14 protein-coding genes and 2 pseudogenes are annotated in these 15,480 nt (G+C 58.7%); 6 read left to right on the top strand and 10 right to left on the bottom strand.

The features are described from left to right. Nucleotides 1–337 precede the first annotated feature (337 nt). Nucleotides 338–1,849 (bottom strand): class I adenylate-forming enzyme family protein, encoded by a 1,512-nt coding sequence (locus N7U68_RS02930; RefSeq protein WP_263048177.1) that lies wholly within the window; start codon nt 1,847–1,849, stop codon nt 338–340. Nucleotides 1,850–1,916: 67 nt separating this feature from the next. Between N7U68_RS02930 and N7U68_RS02925 the strand changes: the two genes are divergently transcribed. Then, entirely contained in the window at nt 1,917–2,537 is a 621-nt protein-coding gene (locus N7U68_RS02925; RefSeq protein ID WP_263048176.1) for a helix-turn-helix domain-containing protein, read from the top strand. Nucleotides 2,538–2,633: 96 nt separating this feature from the next. Here N7U68_RS02925 and N7U68_RS02920 read toward each other — a convergent pair whose 3' ends face one another. Both N7U68_RS02920 and N7U68_RS02915 read right to left on the bottom strand, forming a co-directional pair. After that, nucleotides 2,634–2,747 carry an entericidin EcnA/B family protein gene (locus N7U68_RS02920; RefSeq protein ID WP_165192221.1) on the bottom strand — a complete coding sequence of 38 codons (114 nt, stop codon included), beginning with the start codon at nt 2,745–2,747 and terminating at the stop codon, nt 2,634–2,636. 77 nt (nt 2,748–2,824) lie between these two features. Then, nucleotides 2,825–4,664, bottom strand: a pseudogene (locus tag N7U68_RS02915) (extracellular solute-binding protein). A gap of 315 nt (nt 4,665–4,979) precedes the next feature. On the opposite strand from N7U68_RS02915, the gene N7U68_RS02910 reads away from it, so the two are divergent. Together N7U68_RS02910 and N7U68_RS02905 are read left to right on the top strand one after the other, a co-directional pair. Next, nucleotides 4,980–5,753 carry a 3-hydroxybutyrate dehydrogenase gene (locus tag N7U68_RS02910; protein WP_165192223.1) on the top strand — a complete coding sequence of 258 codons (774 nt, stop codon included), beginning with the start codon at nt 4,980–4,982 and terminating at the stop codon, nt 5,751–5,753. A gap of 80 nt (nt 5,754–5,833) precedes the next feature. Continuing rightward, complete coding sequence (locus N7U68_RS02905; RefSeq protein WP_263048175.1) at nt 5,834–6,853, top strand: patatin-like phospholipase family protein; 1,020 nt, start codon at nt 5,834–5,836, stop codon at nt 6,851–6,853. A gap of 78 nt (nt 6,854–6,931) precedes the next feature. On the opposite strand, the gene N7U68_RS02900 is transcribed toward N7U68_RS02905, so the two are convergent. From N7U68_RS02900 to N7U68_RS02885, 4 genes are all read right to left on the bottom strand, one after another. Continuing rightward, nucleotides 6,932–7,633 (bottom strand): DUF502 domain-containing protein, encoded by a 702-nt coding sequence (locus N7U68_RS02900; RefSeq protein WP_165192225.1) that lies wholly within the window; start codon nt 7,631–7,633, stop codon nt 6,932–6,934. Nucleotides 7,634–7,730: 97 nt separating this feature from the next. After that, nucleotides 7,731–8,645 (bottom strand): pseudouridine-5'-phosphate glycosidase, encoded by a 915-nt coding sequence (locus N7U68_RS02895; RefSeq protein WP_263048174.1) that lies wholly within the window; start codon nt 8,643–8,645, stop codon nt 7,731–7,733. Continuing rightward, nucleotides 8,642–9,535 (bottom strand): PfkB family carbohydrate kinase, encoded by an 894-nt coding sequence (locus N7U68_RS02890; RefSeq protein WP_263048173.1) that lies wholly within the window; start codon nt 9,533–9,535, stop codon nt 8,642–8,644. Before N7U68_RS02890 ends, N7U68_RS02895 begins: the two co-directional genes overlap by 4 nt. A gap of 93 nt (nt 9,536–9,628) precedes the next feature. Further along, complete coding sequence (locus N7U68_RS02885) at nt 9,629–10,450, bottom strand: DUF4198 domain-containing protein (RefSeq protein ID WP_263048172.1); 822 nt, start codon at nt 10,448–10,450, stop codon at nt 9,629–9,631. A gap of 43 nt (nt 10,451–10,493) precedes the next feature. Here N7U68_RS02885 and N7U68_RS21030 point away from each other — a divergent pair. Next, nucleotides 10,494–11,575: pseudogene (locus N7U68_RS21030) on the top strand (HupE/UreJ family protein). Between the two features lie 57 nt (nt 11,576–11,632). Here N7U68_RS21030 and N7U68_RS02875 read toward each other — a convergent pair. After that, nucleotides 11,633–12,010: a hypothetical protein gene (locus tag N7U68_RS02875; protein ID WP_165192230.1), complete on the bottom strand. Its 378-nt coding sequence runs from the start codon at nt 12,008–12,010 to the stop codon at nt 11,633–11,635. Nucleotides 12,011–12,094: 84 nt separating this feature from the next. Between N7U68_RS02875 and rpsB the strand changes: the two genes are divergently transcribed. Both rpsB and tsf read left to right on the top strand, forming a co-directional pair. Continuing rightward, complete coding sequence (gene rpsB, locus N7U68_RS02870; protein ID WP_165192231.1) at nt 12,095–12,904, top strand: 30S ribosomal protein S2; 810 nt, start codon at nt 12,095–12,097, stop codon at nt 12,902–12,904. Between the two features lie 85 nt (nt 12,905–12,989). Next, nucleotides 12,990–13,862 (top strand): translation elongation factor Ts, encoded by an 873-nt coding sequence (tsf, locus tag N7U68_RS02865; RefSeq protein ID WP_165192232.1) that lies wholly within the window; start codon nt 12,990–12,992, stop codon nt 13,860–13,862. Between the two features lie 289 nt (nt 13,863–14,151). Here tsf and N7U68_RS02860 read toward each other — a convergent pair whose 3' ends face one another. After that, complete coding sequence (locus N7U68_RS02860; RefSeq protein WP_165192233.1) at nt 14,152–14,907, bottom strand: LuxR family transcriptional regulator; 756 nt, start codon at nt 14,905–14,907, stop codon at nt 14,152–14,154. After that, complete coding sequence (aroQ, locus tag N7U68_RS02855) at nt 14,904–15,347, bottom strand: type II 3-dehydroquinate dehydratase (RefSeq protein ID WP_165192234.1); 444 nt, start codon at nt 15,345–15,347, stop codon at nt 14,904–14,906. The genes N7U68_RS02860 and aroQ overlap by 4 nt, the downstream gene beginning before the upstream one ends. Nucleotides 15,348–15,480 lie beyond the last annotated feature (133 nt).

Genomic DNA, 15,480 nt, shown 5'->3' with positions numbered 1-15,480 from the left:
CGAAATAGGGCAGCCAAACGGGAAGAAATCAATCTTAGGCTAACCTACACCTGTCAGGCGTCATCCAGACAGCGGGGTATGCTGCCGTTGTACTTGACCGTGCGCATCGCGGATTTGACCCCTTGTCGAGCGCCAAACCCTCCTTTGTCACTGCTGCCAGGCGCTCGCACGTCGCAAAACATCAGGCGTGAACTTTGGCCTTATTAACATCCGACAGATAGCAGTTGCTGAAGCTCTCGGGCAGGGCCTCGCGTTATGCTCGATCAGCAGAAAGCAAGGTCAATTCCATTTTGCCGCGTCAGACGACGGGTAAAGGCGGGGAAAATGTGACTAGGCATTATCCTTCGAGAAGTGAATGCAGTGACTTTCGCGCGACTTTACCATTCGCGTTCGCTGGAATGTGATCAACACGATAATAGGCACGGGGCTGCTTGTAGTTGGCTAACTTCGTGCTGGCATAGGCGCGCAGGTCCGCGTCCTTCTGTGGTGTATCACTGGTGTAGAAGGCGGCGATGATGCGCACATCGGTCTTGATTTCGATGTCCGTCACCGCGATTTGGCCGATGCCGGGACAATCTGCCAATGCCGCTTCCACCTCGAGCGGGGAAACACGGAAACCTCCTGCGTTCATCATATCGTCGTCTCGACCCAGATAGGTGATCGCGCCATCTGCATCCATCTGACCCAAATCACCAGTCCGAAACCAGTCGCCTTGCATCTTGGCCGCTGTTGCCTCGGCCGCGCCTTCGTAGCCCAGCATCAGTCCCGGATCAGCGCGATGAACAGATATCACACCGGGTGTTCCGATCGGAACGGGGCCGTCGTCACCAAGGATAGCAACGCGGCGGCCCGGTTGTGGTCTGCCAAGCGTACCGGGTGGGGCCGGCTGAGACGGCGACCCCGAGAGAAATGTCGAACATTCCGAGAGGCCATATGCCTCGAAAATCGGCGTACCCGTCGCCTGTCGCCAATTATCGGCGATTGATTGGGACAGCTTTTCCCCTGCGGACACGCCATGGCGAATCTTGGGCAGGTTAAGGGAACTGCCCTGCTTTAGAAACTTACGGTAAACACCTGGTGCGGCCGCAAATATCGTGGCTTCATAAGATTTAAGAATGAGAGGTAGCTGCTCTGCGGCAACCCCCGGTTCGGGGATTAATGCCGTCGCGCCAGCACGCCACGGATCCATCAATCCGACACCCATCGTGTAGGTCCAGTTGAACGCCCCGGCATGAAGCAATCTGTCGTCGGCAGAAACCCCGAGCCAACCGGTATGCATCATTTGCCGCGCCCAGACTGCGCGATGGGCATGGACCACGGCGCGCGGCGTGCCCGACGTACCGGAGGTATAGACGATATAGGCTGGACGGTTCGGATCGCCCATCTGCCAATCGGCCTCTGGACCGCCCCAAAAGGCGCGCAGGGCACGGGTATTCAGGACAGGTCGGTCGGTTTCTGCACAGGATACATCGGCGTCATGCAGGATCAGGGTTGGCTCGAGATGGGTCAACACCTTGGCGACCTCGGTCGCCGTTAATTGTGGTGACGTGGGAATCGGGACTATGCCCACGGCAATTGCCGCCAGATAGGCAATGGGATACTCGACAGTATTTCCAAGCCGCAATAACACCCGGTCTCCGGGGGACGCGCCGGCGGCCAGCAACCCTTGGCCGGTGGCCAATACAGCAGAGCGGAGTTCACCATACCGCCAGTGCGTCGCACGATTTAAACCAAGTATCGACAGTGCTACCTTGTCCGGGTGCGTCGCTGCGCAGTCCAGCACATGGGCGGCCATATTGAATGAAGCGGGGCAGGGTGGGAAGGGTCCCACATCGAAAAGAGATACCATATCATTGGCCTAGGCCGCACGCGCGACCATTGCAAGCCCACAAATGGCTGGCGTATAGGTGGAGAATATGAGCACACGCAATGCAAACCTGATCCAGATATCCCGTGACGATGGCGCAACAGATCAGGGCGAGCCATTAAACTTGGGCGCGCGGGTCCGTGACCTGCGAAAATCCCGCGGTTGGACGCTGGAACAAGCCGCCCGTCAGGCGGGTCTGGCGCGGTCAACGCTATCAAAGATCGAAAACGGCCAGATGTCGCCAACCTATGATGCTCTGAAAAAGCTGGCGGTCGGGCTAGAGATTTCGGTGCCGCAGCTTTTTACTCCACCTCAGCAGGGGCAAATCAACGGGCGCATGGATGTGACCCGTGTAGGGCGTGGAACGCCCTATGCCACAGCCACCTATGAGCACACGTTGATGGCTGGTAGCCTGCGACAAAAGGCGATGATGCCCTACACGGCCCGCATCCGCGCGCGCAAAATCGAAGAGTTCGACGGATGGGTGCGTCACGACGGCGAAGAGTTTCTCTATGTGTTGACCGGGGTTATCCGGCTCTACACCGAATTCTACGAACCCGTCGAGATGCGTCGCGGGGATAGCGTCTATTATGACGCGACGATGGGGCATAATGTCATTTCAACCAGCCCCGAGGACGCCACGATCCTGTGGGTTACCGCCCTGACCTGACAAACAGAAAAAGCCCCGGATGCGCCCGAGGTTCTATCGTTATTCATGCCCCGATTCGATTTCGAGACCATGTGCTTGTGCTGACGGGCGAACTGGTCAGAACCAGCCTTGCACGCCACGCGCTGCACCAGAGATGTCACGTCCGACACCATCCACAGTGGCACATCCCGCCAACGCGGTCAGCATCGCAACAACGATCCACTTTCTCATCAAATTAGCCTTGCCTGCTTTTCGTTCGTTTCATTCATCGCGCTGATTTTCTCAGTCTGTGATGATCTTCTGCTCGTCTACTCATCGGCATACCACCAGACTTCGGGCAGGAACCCCACACCATCGCCATAGATCGGTAACCGATCATCAGGATAGTGCAACTGACGGATATGGGCAATACGCCCGACAGAGTACTGATGAATCGGAATAACATAGCGACCTGAAATCAACACCCGATCCAGCGCGCGGGTGGCTGTGATAAATGCCTCTCGGGTGTCTGCTGCCAGCATCGCGGCGATCATCGCCTCGGCGGCGGGGCTGTTCATTCCCATCAGGTTACGGCTGCCCGGCGTGTCAACGCCATCCGACCCCCAGTAAAAATACTGCTCGTTACCGGGGCTGAGCGACAGCGCCCGGCGGATGAAGGTCAGGTCAAAATCATAGGTGCGTTCGCGCTCGGCATATTGCGCCTTGTCGATGCTTTCGATCGTCAGCCTGATCCCCAGCCTTTCTAACGCCCGTGCATAGATATCCATGATCGAGGTGGCCTGTTGGATCAACCCGTCCTGTTGCAGAACAACGGTCAGTTCCAATGGTTGACCCGCCGCGTTGCGCATCACGCCTTCCTGCACAGTCCATCCCGCCTCTTGCAACAGCTTCATCGCTGCCCTGATATTGCGCCGGTTGCGTTGTGTGCCATCGCTGACCGGCAGGGCGTACCCCTCCAGCGTGCCGGGCAGCAGGGTTTCCCAAAAAGGTTCCAACAATGCGCGCACCTCGTCGGGGGCGGGACCAGGCAACATGGCCAGTTCCGAGCCGGAGAAGTACGACGTGATGCGGGGCTGGCGACCACCTGTGAGAGTGTCGTTGATGTATTCAAAATTGAACGCATGCAGCAATGCCTCTCGGACCCGCCAATCATTCAGTGGCGGATTCCGCGTGTTCATCACGAAGCCGGTGATGCCTGACGGCTTTTGATGCGGGATCTCTGATTTTACGATGTCGCCGTTCTGAACGCTTGGGAAATCATATTGCGTCTCCCATTTCTCGGCGTTGAATTCGCGGACGTAAGACACCGTGCCCCCTTTGAATGCTTCCTTTAACACTGCGTTGTCGCCGTAGAACTCGATCCGGATTTCGTCGAAATTGTTGGTCCCTCGCCGCAGGGGCAGGTCCTTGCCCCAATAGTCGGGATTACGGGTCAGCACGACATTGCGATTCACCTCGTAGCTGGACACGACATAGGGCGCGGTGCCGATCGGAATGTCCTCGATCGTGCCATCGACAAAGGCAGTTTCGCTCCACTGGTCTTTCTTCAGGATCGGGCGCAGTCCGGCCAGCAAGGCGAGGTCCTGCTCAGCGGCGTTGAATGTCAGGCGTACGGATCGCGGGCCGGTCTGCTCAATCGTTTCGACCTTGGACCACAGATCACGATAACGCAGGTGACCCTCGCTGCCGATCGTGCGGAACGACCAGATCACATCTTCGGGCGTGACCGGTGTGCCGTCAGAGAATCGGGCCTCGGGCCGAAGGGTGAATTCGACCCATTCGCGATTCGCGCCTGTCTCGACCGATTCGGCCAACAGGCCGTAAATCGTGAACGGTTCGTCCCAAGATCGGCCCATCAGGGACTCGTAGGCAAAATATCGCAGTTGCCATGGCGGGGAGCCGGTCAGCTGAAACGGATTGAGCGAGATCGAACCCGCCGACATTGCCCGTCGCAACACGCCCCCCTTTGGGAGCGTCTGGATTGGCGTAAGGTAAGGACACAAAATCAGGTGGCAAGGCGGGAGAGCCATACATAGCTATGCCATGCGCCGAGTCGGCAAGAGCAGATTTGGACAGCAGAATCGCCAGAACAGCAGCGGGCAAAAGTGCATCAAGACGCTGTGTCGCGCGGAAAAATAGTGATCTCATATCGGCAACAATCCTTCGTGCGCGTTGTTTGTTTGGGGCAAACGGTAAAGTCGGTTTCATGTCTTTTCAAACTTTTAGCTTGGATGCGGCCGCGAGATTGATTATAAAGGTCTCACTGCTCGATAGGTTTCTTGCCTGTATGAAACCTGCCTCAATAACTTAACGCCAGCCTTGCGCTGGCGTTTTTTTTTTGAACCAGCCATCTGTTTGCACATCGACAGATCAGCCCTTGAACGATGCCCGAAAATCCGCCCTGACATTCGCAATTGCAGCATGGTATGCTGCACCTGCAACGTCAGAAAGGGAGTGCATCACATGAGCGTCAAAGGCAAGACCGCCATCGTCACAGGATCGAATTCTGGTATCGGGCTGGGGATCGCACGCGAGTTGGCCAAGGCAGGTGCAGATGTGGTGCTCAACTCGTTCACCGATTCGCCCGAGGATCACGCATTGGCACGCGATGTTGCCGAGGAAACCGGCGCGAACGTCAGATATATTCAGGCGGACATGTCCGATCCTGATGCCTGCCGTGGGCTAATCGAGACCGCAGGCGCCTGTGATATCCTGATCAACAACGCCGGCATCCAGCATGTGGCGCCCATTGACGAATTCCCGACGGCAAAGTGGGACGCAATCATTGCGATCAACCTGAATTCGGCATTTCACACCACCGCCGCCGCGCTGCCGATGATGCGCAAGGCAGGGTGGGGCCGTATCGTCAACATCGCCAGCGCCCATGGGTTGACCGCCTCGCCGTACAAATCCGCTTATGTCGCGGCCAAACATGGCATCGTCGGCATGACCAAGGTCGTGGCGTTGGAAACGGCCCAAGAGCCGATCACCGCCAACGCTATCTGTCCGGGCTATGTGCTGACCCCTCTGGTAGAGGCACAAATTCCCGACACGATGAAAGAATACGACATGAGCCGCGAGGATGTGATCCGCGATGTCATGCTGACCCGCCAGCCATCCAAGGAATTCGCCACCGTTGAGCAACTGGGCGGCACGGCCCTGTTCCTGTGCTCGGACGCGGCAGCGCAGATCACGGGCACCACAATCAGCGTCGATGGCGGCTGGACTGCGCTCTGAGTGACCTCTCTTTTACTTCTTCTGGCTGAAAATATACCCGCCGGAGGCATCCAACCTATGCTCAGAAGGGTCAGCAATCTATGGCAGTGAAACGTATCAATCTGGCCCTTCAAGGTGGCGGCGCACATGGGGCGTTCACTTGGGGAGTTCTGGACCGGCTTCTGGACGACGAAGAGATAGAGGTGGCGGCGATTTCGGGCACCTCTGCCGGGGCGCTGAACGGTGCCGCTTTCAAGGCTGGTTGGGTCGAAAACGGGCGCGACGGCGCGCGCGCTAACCTTAACTGGCTTTGGGGGCGGATGGGGGCCGTTCAGGACATGCGCATGCCGGCGTGGATGGCCGGGGCGCTGCCGATGCCAGCTTCGGTCAGCGCAGCACTGGAGCAATCCTGGCCTTTCACGATCACCGATACACTGTCACGCATGGTATCCCCCTATGCCTATGGGCCATTCTACAGCAATCCATTGCGCACCGTAGTCGAAGCCTTCGAATATGACAAAGTTTGCGCAGAAGACGCGCCGCTGCTCTGCGTCGGGGCAACCAATGTGCATAGTGGCAAGATACGCATCTTTTCCGGCCATGACATCAGCACCGATGCGCTATTGGCGTCCGCCTGCCTGCCGACATTGTTTCAGGCAGTAGAGATCGACGGAGCGCATTACTGGGATGGTGGTTATACAGGCAATCCGGCGCTCTTTCCGCTCTTTGACGCTGATCTGCCCGCTGATATCCTCATTGTTAACATCAATCCACTTGAACGCGCCGAAGTCCCGCGCAGCCCGCAAGACATCCAGAACCGGATCAACGAAATCAGTTTTAACAGTTCGCTTTTGCGCGAATTGCGCGCGATTTCCTTTGCGCAGCGGCTGTTGGATACTGGGCGCGTTCCCGAAGGCGGGCTCAAGCGGCTATATGTGCACATGGTTGCCGATGATGCGCTTATGCGTGATCTGTCTGTCGCGACCAAACTGGTGCCGACAGCCTTTATGCTGGGCAAACTAAGGGATGCAGGCCGCGCGGCGGCGGGAGCGTTTCTGGATGCGCACAAGGACGATATCGGCACCCGTGGCACCACCGACCTGACGGCGATGTTTAGCTAACGCGTTTTGCGTTTAGTCCAAAGCCAAGGCCGGGTACGCACCGGGTACGCAATGGCCACATTCGCGGTGGCACCGTCCTCAGTCGTCCTTGTCAGCGGTGTCTGCGTCGTCCGGTGATTTCTTGCTGCCCGGATAGACAAGCCCGGCCGAAATCACCAGCTTAGCCGCATCCTCGACAGTCATATCGAGCTCGATCACGTCCTCTTTTGGAACAAAGAGCAGAAAACCCGAAGTTGGATTCGGCGTGGTGGGCAGAAAAATGCTCATCAACTGCCCGCCGGTTTCCGCGCGGCGCGAAATCTCGCCTTTGGCCGAGGTCGAGATAAATCCGATGGCCCATATCCCTTTGCGCGGATACTGGATAAGGCAGGCTTTTTCGAAAGAACGCTCGGTCTGGGCAAAAATCGTTTCGGCGATCTGTTTCACACCCGAGTAGATCGAGCGGACCACGGGCATCCGGTCCACCAAAGATTCCGCAAACCGGATCAGCGACTTTCCGATAAGCCCCTTGGCAATCCAGCCGACAATAACCGTGAACACCAGAAAGAAAATGACCCCGACGCCGCGCAGGTTGATACCGATGTATCGTTCGGGATTGAATTCATAGGGCACCAGCGGCAGAACAACGCCGTCCACCCATCCGATCAGTGTCCAGATCAGCCATACCGTCAGACCAACAGGGGCGATCACCACCAGCCCCGTCAGGAAGCTCGCGCGGAACCGTGCCAGCAGGCCGGGGCGGCGCGGAACGACCGGATCTTCGTCGAAAGGCGTGTTCATCGGGTGGCTCGCTTCATTAATCTTCAGTTATCTAAGCGCAATTGACGTGGGCAGCAATGGTGATGCGCGCCGGCAGCGGGGCAGACAGAAAAGACATTCAACCTTGCCTGACAGATAGGCAACAAGCGATTTCAGCGCCAAGGCGCGCATTGTTCAAAACCAACGCGATGTTGGCCTTGAGCGAGCGTCCATCGGTTAGCGTATAAAGGCGATCCAGCAGATACGGCGTCACGGCCTTACCGGTGATCCCTGCCGCCTCGGCCTCGGCAGTGGCCTGCGCGATCAGTGGCGCCATTATCTCAGTGGAAATTTGATCCGTGGTGGGGATCGGATTTGCAACCAACTGTCCGCCGGGCAGACCAAGCGCGCCCCGCACGCGGTGGGCCGCCGCAATCTGTGCAGCGCGGTCCATGCGCAAAGGTGCACCCAGATCAGAGCGTGTCGACCAGAAGGCGGGTAGGACGTCCTGTCCGTAGGCAATAACCGGAACACCCAGCGTTTCCAGAACTTCGAAGGTTTTTGGCAGATCCAAGATTGCTTTGGCTCCGGCGCAGACCACTGTGACCGGGGTTTGCGCCAATTCCTGTAAGTCGGCTGAAATGTCGAACGTCGTTTCAGCGCCCTTGTGAACGCCGCCGATCCCTCCGGTGGCAAAGACCGCGATCCCGGCATGTGCGGCGGCAATCATTGTGGCCGACACCGTCGTGGCACCCGTGCCACCGGTGGCGATACAGGCGGCTAGGTCGGCGCGGCTGAGTTTGCGCGCGTCTGGTGTCTGCGCCAGCGCATCAAGTTGCGCATCGCTCAGTCCGATGTGCAGCACCCCGTCCAAGACGGCGATGGTGGCGGGCACCGCACCGTTGGCGCGCACTGCATCCTCTACCGCGCGGGCCGTTTGCAGGTTCTGCGGATAGGGCATGCCGTGGGTGATGATGGTGCTTTCGAGCGCCACGATCGGGGCGTCGGCGTCGCGTGCGGCGCGTACCTCGTCAGACCAGTGAAGCAGGATCATGTGGCAATATCTCCAGAAACATAGGTGGCAGCCGTGTCGAGCGCATGGGCCAGAGCAGCAGAGCGATCAGCACCTCGCAGTTCGGCCGCGATATGGGCGGCCATGAACGTGTCACCGGCGCCTGTAACACGGGTAACCAACACTTCGCGCGGCATCGCCGTGACGGGCCCCGATTGCCCAGCATCGCAGGCTGCATTGCCGCCATCGGTGACCAGTGCGCGCGCGGCACCGCGTTCCAGCAGCCCCTCGGCGGCCTCGGGCGCGGTGCGGAACTGCCGCTGGCAAAGGATGCCCGCCTCTTCGATATTGACATAGAGGACTGCATCATGGCGTTGCACAAAAGGCAGCAGGCGTTCGGCCTTTCCAGGTGATGCGGGCGCGACACGCAGATCGGCACGCGCCAGCAAATCACTGGTGGCAATCGTCTCCAACAGGTTTTGCGTCAGGTTACCGTCCAGTGCCACCGGACCGATATAAGGCTGCTCAGCACTGCCGAGGCGGCCATCGGCGAGCGGCGACAGGATCTTGTCCCCTGCTGCCTCGAGTGAATGGGCGTCGGCAATGGCGGCGATCAGGCCGTTGGCCCCTTCGACCGCCATGTAGCGGTCCGTTGGCAGGTCGTCAGAGCGGTAGATATGCTGCGTCTCGATCCCCAAATGACCGCAAGCTGTGATCAATTCGTCGCCTTCAGGATCACGACCCACAGCGCTGAGCATGGACGGGCGCAGACCGGCGCGCACCAGCGCCATCGCGATGTTAAGCGCAACACCGCCGGGAAGGCGGCGGATACGGCCCGGCACATCTGCACCTTGTTGCATATGGCTGGCGGATCGTCCGATGATGTCCCACAGGACCGATCCGATACACAGGATTTGTTCGTCTGGCTGCATGATAACCTTGTGGCGCGCTGACGCGGTGGAAACAAGCCTAATGACCGCCCAATGTGGCAGGCCGATGCCCCAGAACAATCAATGCAGACCGGATCAGTTGGGGATCGCAAAGGTAAGCGATGCCCAAAGCGTTTCCCACACCGCATCATGTTCGGCAGCCACATCAGGCGCAGGGGCGCGCAACACCACATTGTCCAACAGATAGGCATGGCCGGGCTGCACAGGCACCTGTGCAATACCTTGGTCGTCCGTTTGGGCTGTCGACACGGTGACGGTACCATCCGGCGCACGCGCAAAAATCTCGACCTGCGCGTCGGCGCGCGGGACGTTCTGGTAGAGTACCTGCACGGGCAAGGGGTCAGTTTCACTACGGGTATAGGGGTTTTGCAGCGCGACGATCTCAATCTCCAGCCCTGTGGCATGGTCGTCGCCCCGCGCTCCCGCTATGCCGATCAGGCTTTTGGCATAACGGGTATAGACTTCGGTGAAGTCGGCGTCGGGCAGGTCGCGCTCCGCATGGCGTGAGGTAATATCTGCAAAACGCTTATGTTCAGCGAAACGCGCGAATTTCTCCCATTCGCTGTAGCTGACCTTGCTGGGCGTGGATTGATACGTGAGGATCATCAACCCCGGCGCAGGAGCTGTCATGCTGAGTGCCGGGGTATCGCCCGCGCGGGCCACAACGGGTGTGGTTACGCCGTTCATATGCCAATCAAAACGAACGATGCGGCGGTCGAAATAGGCCAGGTTGATACCCTCGAAATCCTGCCCATTGCGCAACGACGCTGTGAGCGTGGCGCCATTTTCGACTTGAAACTGCGTAGGTTCGATCCAAAACTCGTGAGCAAGGCTGGCGCGCGCTGGCCAAAGCAAGGTAACTAGACAGGCGAGTGTAATGGTGAGGTGGTGTTTCATGGTGGGTAAACTGAACTGGTGCGCAGCACTGTCAAGCTTTGTTATGATGTTCTGGGGTATGGCGGCGCTATCGCACGAGGTTTCGCCCAGCATTGCCGATCTGACTGTCACGGATGGCCAAGCCGCGCTGCAAATCAAAATGAACGCCGAAGCATTCGTGGCGGGCATTGACCTGGACAACGTGACGAACACCAATGAAACCGACCAATCCGATAGTTACGACGCGCTGCGTGCCCTTCCACCTGAGGCACTGGAAACCCGGTTGCGTGAAGGCTGGGATGATTTGGCCGCCGGGATCACATTGCGGGCCGGTGAAACGGCCATACCGCTTCAACTGGACATGGTTGAGGTCGCAGCGGTGGGCAATACAGAGCTACCGCGCAACACGGTGCTGCACCTGAGCGGACCAGTCCCAAGCGGCACCCAAACCGTGACGATGGGATGGGGCGCGGGCTTTGGCGAGCTGGTGTTGCGTCAACAGGGGGTCGAGAAACCTTACACTGGCTATATCGCGGGCGGCGAATCCAGCCCGGCAATCGGTATCGGCGGGGGCGATGCGCAGGGGGGTGGCAGGCCTTTGCCAGTTACATCCCTGTCGGTTTCGACCATATCCTGCCCAAGGGACTGGATCATATCCTGTTTGTACTGGGCCTGTTTTTCCTGTCCTCGCGGTTTCGTCCGCTGCTGTGGCAGGTCACTGCATTCACCGCCGCGCACACAGTCACGCTGGCCTTGGGGGCATTGGGCTGGGTCACCGTACCGGGCAGCATTGTTGAGCCGCTGATCGCCGCCTCGATTACTTATGTCGCGGTCGAAAACATCTGGGCACGCGGGCTTAGCCCCTGGCGGCCTGTGGTGATCTTTTGCTTCGGGTTGTTGCACGGGCTGGGCTTTGCCAGTGTGCTGGGTGAGTTCGGATTGCCACAAGAACAGTTCATCCCGGCGCTGCTTGGCTTCAACGTGGGCGTCGAACTGGGCCAGCTGACCGTGATTGCACTGGCGTTTCTGGCAGTCGGTGTGTGGTTCCGTAACAAGGACTGGTACCGCGCCCGGATCGCCGTTCCCGCGTCATGCGTGATTGCGGCAGTGGGAGCGTATTGGTTCGTGGAACGGGTGTTTTTGTAGTTGGTATGTCGTCAGCCGGGCAGGGCACGCGCACCCACCAATCAACCATTGTGGCGGTCAGAAAACGCCTGTTGCCTGAAGCCGCCATCCGATCACGACCAGTACAAAGATCGCAGCGATGCTGGCATTCACGCCCAGTAGCATCCGCACGATGGTCAGGAAGGCGGCCATCGCTGCCATCAGAGTGGCGGCCCAGAATGCGGTGCCGACAGGTTTATCGGCCATGCGGAAAATCACGAAGGTTGCAATCGCCAGCACCGCGATCACGCCGGGCATGTTTTTGCGCATCCACTCCAGATGTTCTTCTTCGCTGCGTTTGGGCATACCTGATCCCTCTGGCAGCACGGTATCATAATTTGGCAGGGTGGTCTTGCGTCTCCCGACAACCGCAGCTATACGCGCGCCATTGAAATCCGCAGGTACGGGCGGGCTCATGGGGGAGACATCCCCATTTGTCCACCGGTTGAGGCATCCGCCTCTCTCCCCGTGCCGAGGCGAAAACCGGAAAAGGAATACGACATGGCTCTTCCCGAGTTCTCCATGCGTCAGCTGCTCGAAGCTGGCGTTCACTTTGGCCACCAGACGCAGCGTTGGAACCCCCGCATGGGCGAGTTCATCTATGGCGCGCGCAATGGCATTCACATCATGGACCTGACACAGACGGTTCCCATGCTGGACGCGGCGCTGAACGTGGTGCGTGAAACCGTTGCCAAGAACGGCCGTATCCTGTTCGTCGGAACCAAGCGTCAGGCCGCTGGTCCGGTTGCAGAAGCCGCAGAAAAATGCGCGCAATACTACATGAACCACCGCTGGCTGGGCGGCACGCTGACCAACTGGCAGACCGTGTCGAAATCCATCCACCGTCTGAAAGAAATCGACGAATCGCTGGAGGGCGGCGCCGAAGGCCTGACCAAGAAAGAACGTCTGGGCATTGAGCGCGACCAAGCCAAGCTGCAGGCGTCGCTGGGCGGTATCCGCGAAATGGGTGGCGTACCTGATCTGCTGTTCGTCATTGACGTTAAGAAAGAAGCTCTTGCCGTCGCCGAAGCTAACAAACTGGGCATCCCGGTTGTCGCGATCGTCGACACCAACTGCTCGCCAGATGGCATCGACTACATCATTCCCGGAAACGATGATGCGGCGCGCGCCATTGCGCTCTACTGTGATCTGGTCAGCCGTGCGGCACTGGATGGCATGTCCGCACAACTGGGCGCCGCTGGCGTGGATATTGGTGCGATGGAACAAGCGCCGGTCGAAGAGATCGCCGAGCCTGCAGCCGCAGAAGAAGCTGCACCTGCTGCAGAAGCAACGGAAGAAGCCAAGGCATAAGCCAAAGGCCTCGTACGTCGCGAAACTGACATGAGGGGGCGGGTATCACCGCCCCCATCCGATCTGAATTCTGAGGAGAGCCACAATGGCGATTACCGCTGCAATGGTAAAAGAGCTGCGCGACACCACAGGTGCCGGCATGATGGACGCGAAAAAAGCATTGACCGAAACCGATGGTGACATGGAGGCGGCTGTTGACTGGCTGCGCACCAAGGGTCTGGCGAAAGCGGCCAAGAAATCGGGCCGCACCGCGGCAGAGGGCCTCGTGGCTGTGAAGGTTGAAGGCGGGCGCGGTGTCGCGGTCGAAATCAACTCCGAAACCGATTTTGTCGCCAAGAACGCTGATTTTCAGGCGATGGTCGCTGCCATCGCCGATGTCGCGGTCAAATCCGAAGACCTCGACGCGCTAAAGGCGGCCGATCTCGATGGCAAATCTGTCGAGGACACAATCACGGCCAAGATCGCCACCATTGGTGAAAACATGTCACTGCGCCGCATGGCGTCAGTGAACGGTGATACGGTTGTTTCTTACGTGCACAACGCTGCCACCGATGGCATGGGCAAGATCGGCGTTCTGGTCGCGCTCACTGGGGACGCGGCATTCGGCAAACAGATCGCAATGCACATCGCCGCCACCAATCCGGCCGCGCTGAATGAGGCAGAGCTGGATGCGTCGGTCGTCGAGAAAGAACGTCAGGTTCAAATCGACATCGCCCGTGAAAGCGGCAAGCCTGAGCAAGTCATCGAAAAGATGATCGTCGGCCGGATGAAGAAATTTGTCGCCGAAGCCACGTTGATGGGGCAGGCTTTTGTTATGAACCCTGACTTGACGGTTGAAGATGCCGCCAAGGAAGCGGGGGCAGAGATCACCGGTTTTGTCCGTCTCGAAGTGGGCGAAGGCATCGAAGTCGAGAAAGAAGACTTTGCCGCCGAAGTGGCGAAAGCAGCCAAAGGCTGATCTCTTTTACCGGATTGAGTTTGCAACGGGGCGTCCAGATAGGACGCCCCGTTTGCGTTGATGCGTCAGGAGAAGCACCGACAGCCGATCCTCAAATCCGGTCGGCTGTCGGTATCCGGTCAGACCGGACAGATCAGAAGAGCCTTGAAATCGCAAGGGTTTTGACCCGATGTCCCCGGGCTAAAAAAGCCACCACTCACGGAACATCCACAGCATGCGCTCTAATACCGCATCCGAGAAGTCCGGGATTCCTTACCTTTTGGTTAAAATGCCAAGTGGGCTTTATTGGTCACGCCGCCGAAATGTAGATCTGGTGTTGAAAAGAGGCTTTTAGCACGGCCTGCGCTGTGGTCTCGACGCAAAGCGCATCACGCGCCAGACGCAGGTGTTTTTCAATCGTGGCAGGTGTCAGTTCCAACAGCAGGGCAATGTCCTGAATGGTTTTGCCGTCGCCGACCCAGCTAAGAACCTCGCGTTGGCGTGACGTCAGCACACGACCCGGTGCGATGTACGGTAACAAGAGAAAGCGCAAATGCGCGATGGTGCAAAGCGCCTGAATGTCTGCCCCATGCGCATCCCAGTTGCGATCTGCATCGGACTGATCCAGCCCTGCGCGCGCCGTCAGTGCCATGGCCCCTTTTATCCGAGGCGACGCGGAGCGAAAGCTGATGGAGTACCCCGCCGTCACCCCGTGTTCGGCGTTGAATGCCATGACTTTGCGCTCTGCGTCGGTCATCAGGCCATCCTGCGCGCGTCCCCGCAACACGGACCAAGACGAAGCGCCGTCGTTCTCAAGTGCCCATTTGACCATGGGCGCGTGAAAATAGAGTGCGCCGCCGACGAACTTGTCGGTGTAGGCAGTGTCATGTGTGCTGAGCAGGATGAAATCCTCGGGATCGCCCAAAGATGCGCCACTGCGATACCGCGTGGCACCATAGAGCAGTCTGTCAAAACCAGCTTGCTCCAATCGCGCGCTGAGCAAGCCCCACAATTCTTCGATGGTGGAGACAGAAAGAAACTGCTGCAGCTCCGGGGGTGAGATCATCCCGCCTGTCCGAGATGCCCCGCCAGCGCGTCCATCGCAAGGGTGTAACCCGTCGCACCAAAGCCACAGATCACCCCGAGCGCAACCTTGGCGATGTAACTGCGATGGCGAAATTCCTCGCGAGAATGGATGTTTGAGAGGTGAAGCTCAACTGTCGGTATCTCCACCGAACTGATCGCATCCATAAGGGCGATGGAGGTATGCGTGTAGGCGCCGGCGTTCAGGATGATTCCGTCATGGACGCCGCGCGCGGCATGAATATGATCCACCAGCGCCCCTTCGCTGTTGCTTTGGCCGAAGGCGATCGCGATACCCAATGCCGTTGCCTTGGTCCGGCACATCGCCTCGATGTCGGCGAGGGTCGTGTGCCCATAGACGTCAGGCTGGCGGGTGCCAAGCAGGTTCAGGTTGGGGCCGTTCAGGATCAGGATCGAAGTCATTTTGCGCCTCTTTTCCCAAGTCTTAGACTGGTGCGCCCATACCTGTCGAGCCGCCATTGCGAGCGGGCGGCGATTACGCGCGACCATGTTGCGTGCTCGCATATGGCCCCACAGCACAGATTGACGCCATGAA

The sequence above is a fragment of the Roseovarius pelagicus genome, from assembly GCF_025639885.1.
In the GTDB taxonomy this organism is placed as follows: domain Bacteria; phylum Pseudomonadota; class Alphaproteobacteria; order Rhodobacterales; family Rhodobacteraceae; genus Roseovarius; species Roseovarius pelagicus.
Note: the sequence above shows the minus strand (reverse complement) of the source record. Positions and strands in the feature narration are given on the sequence as shown.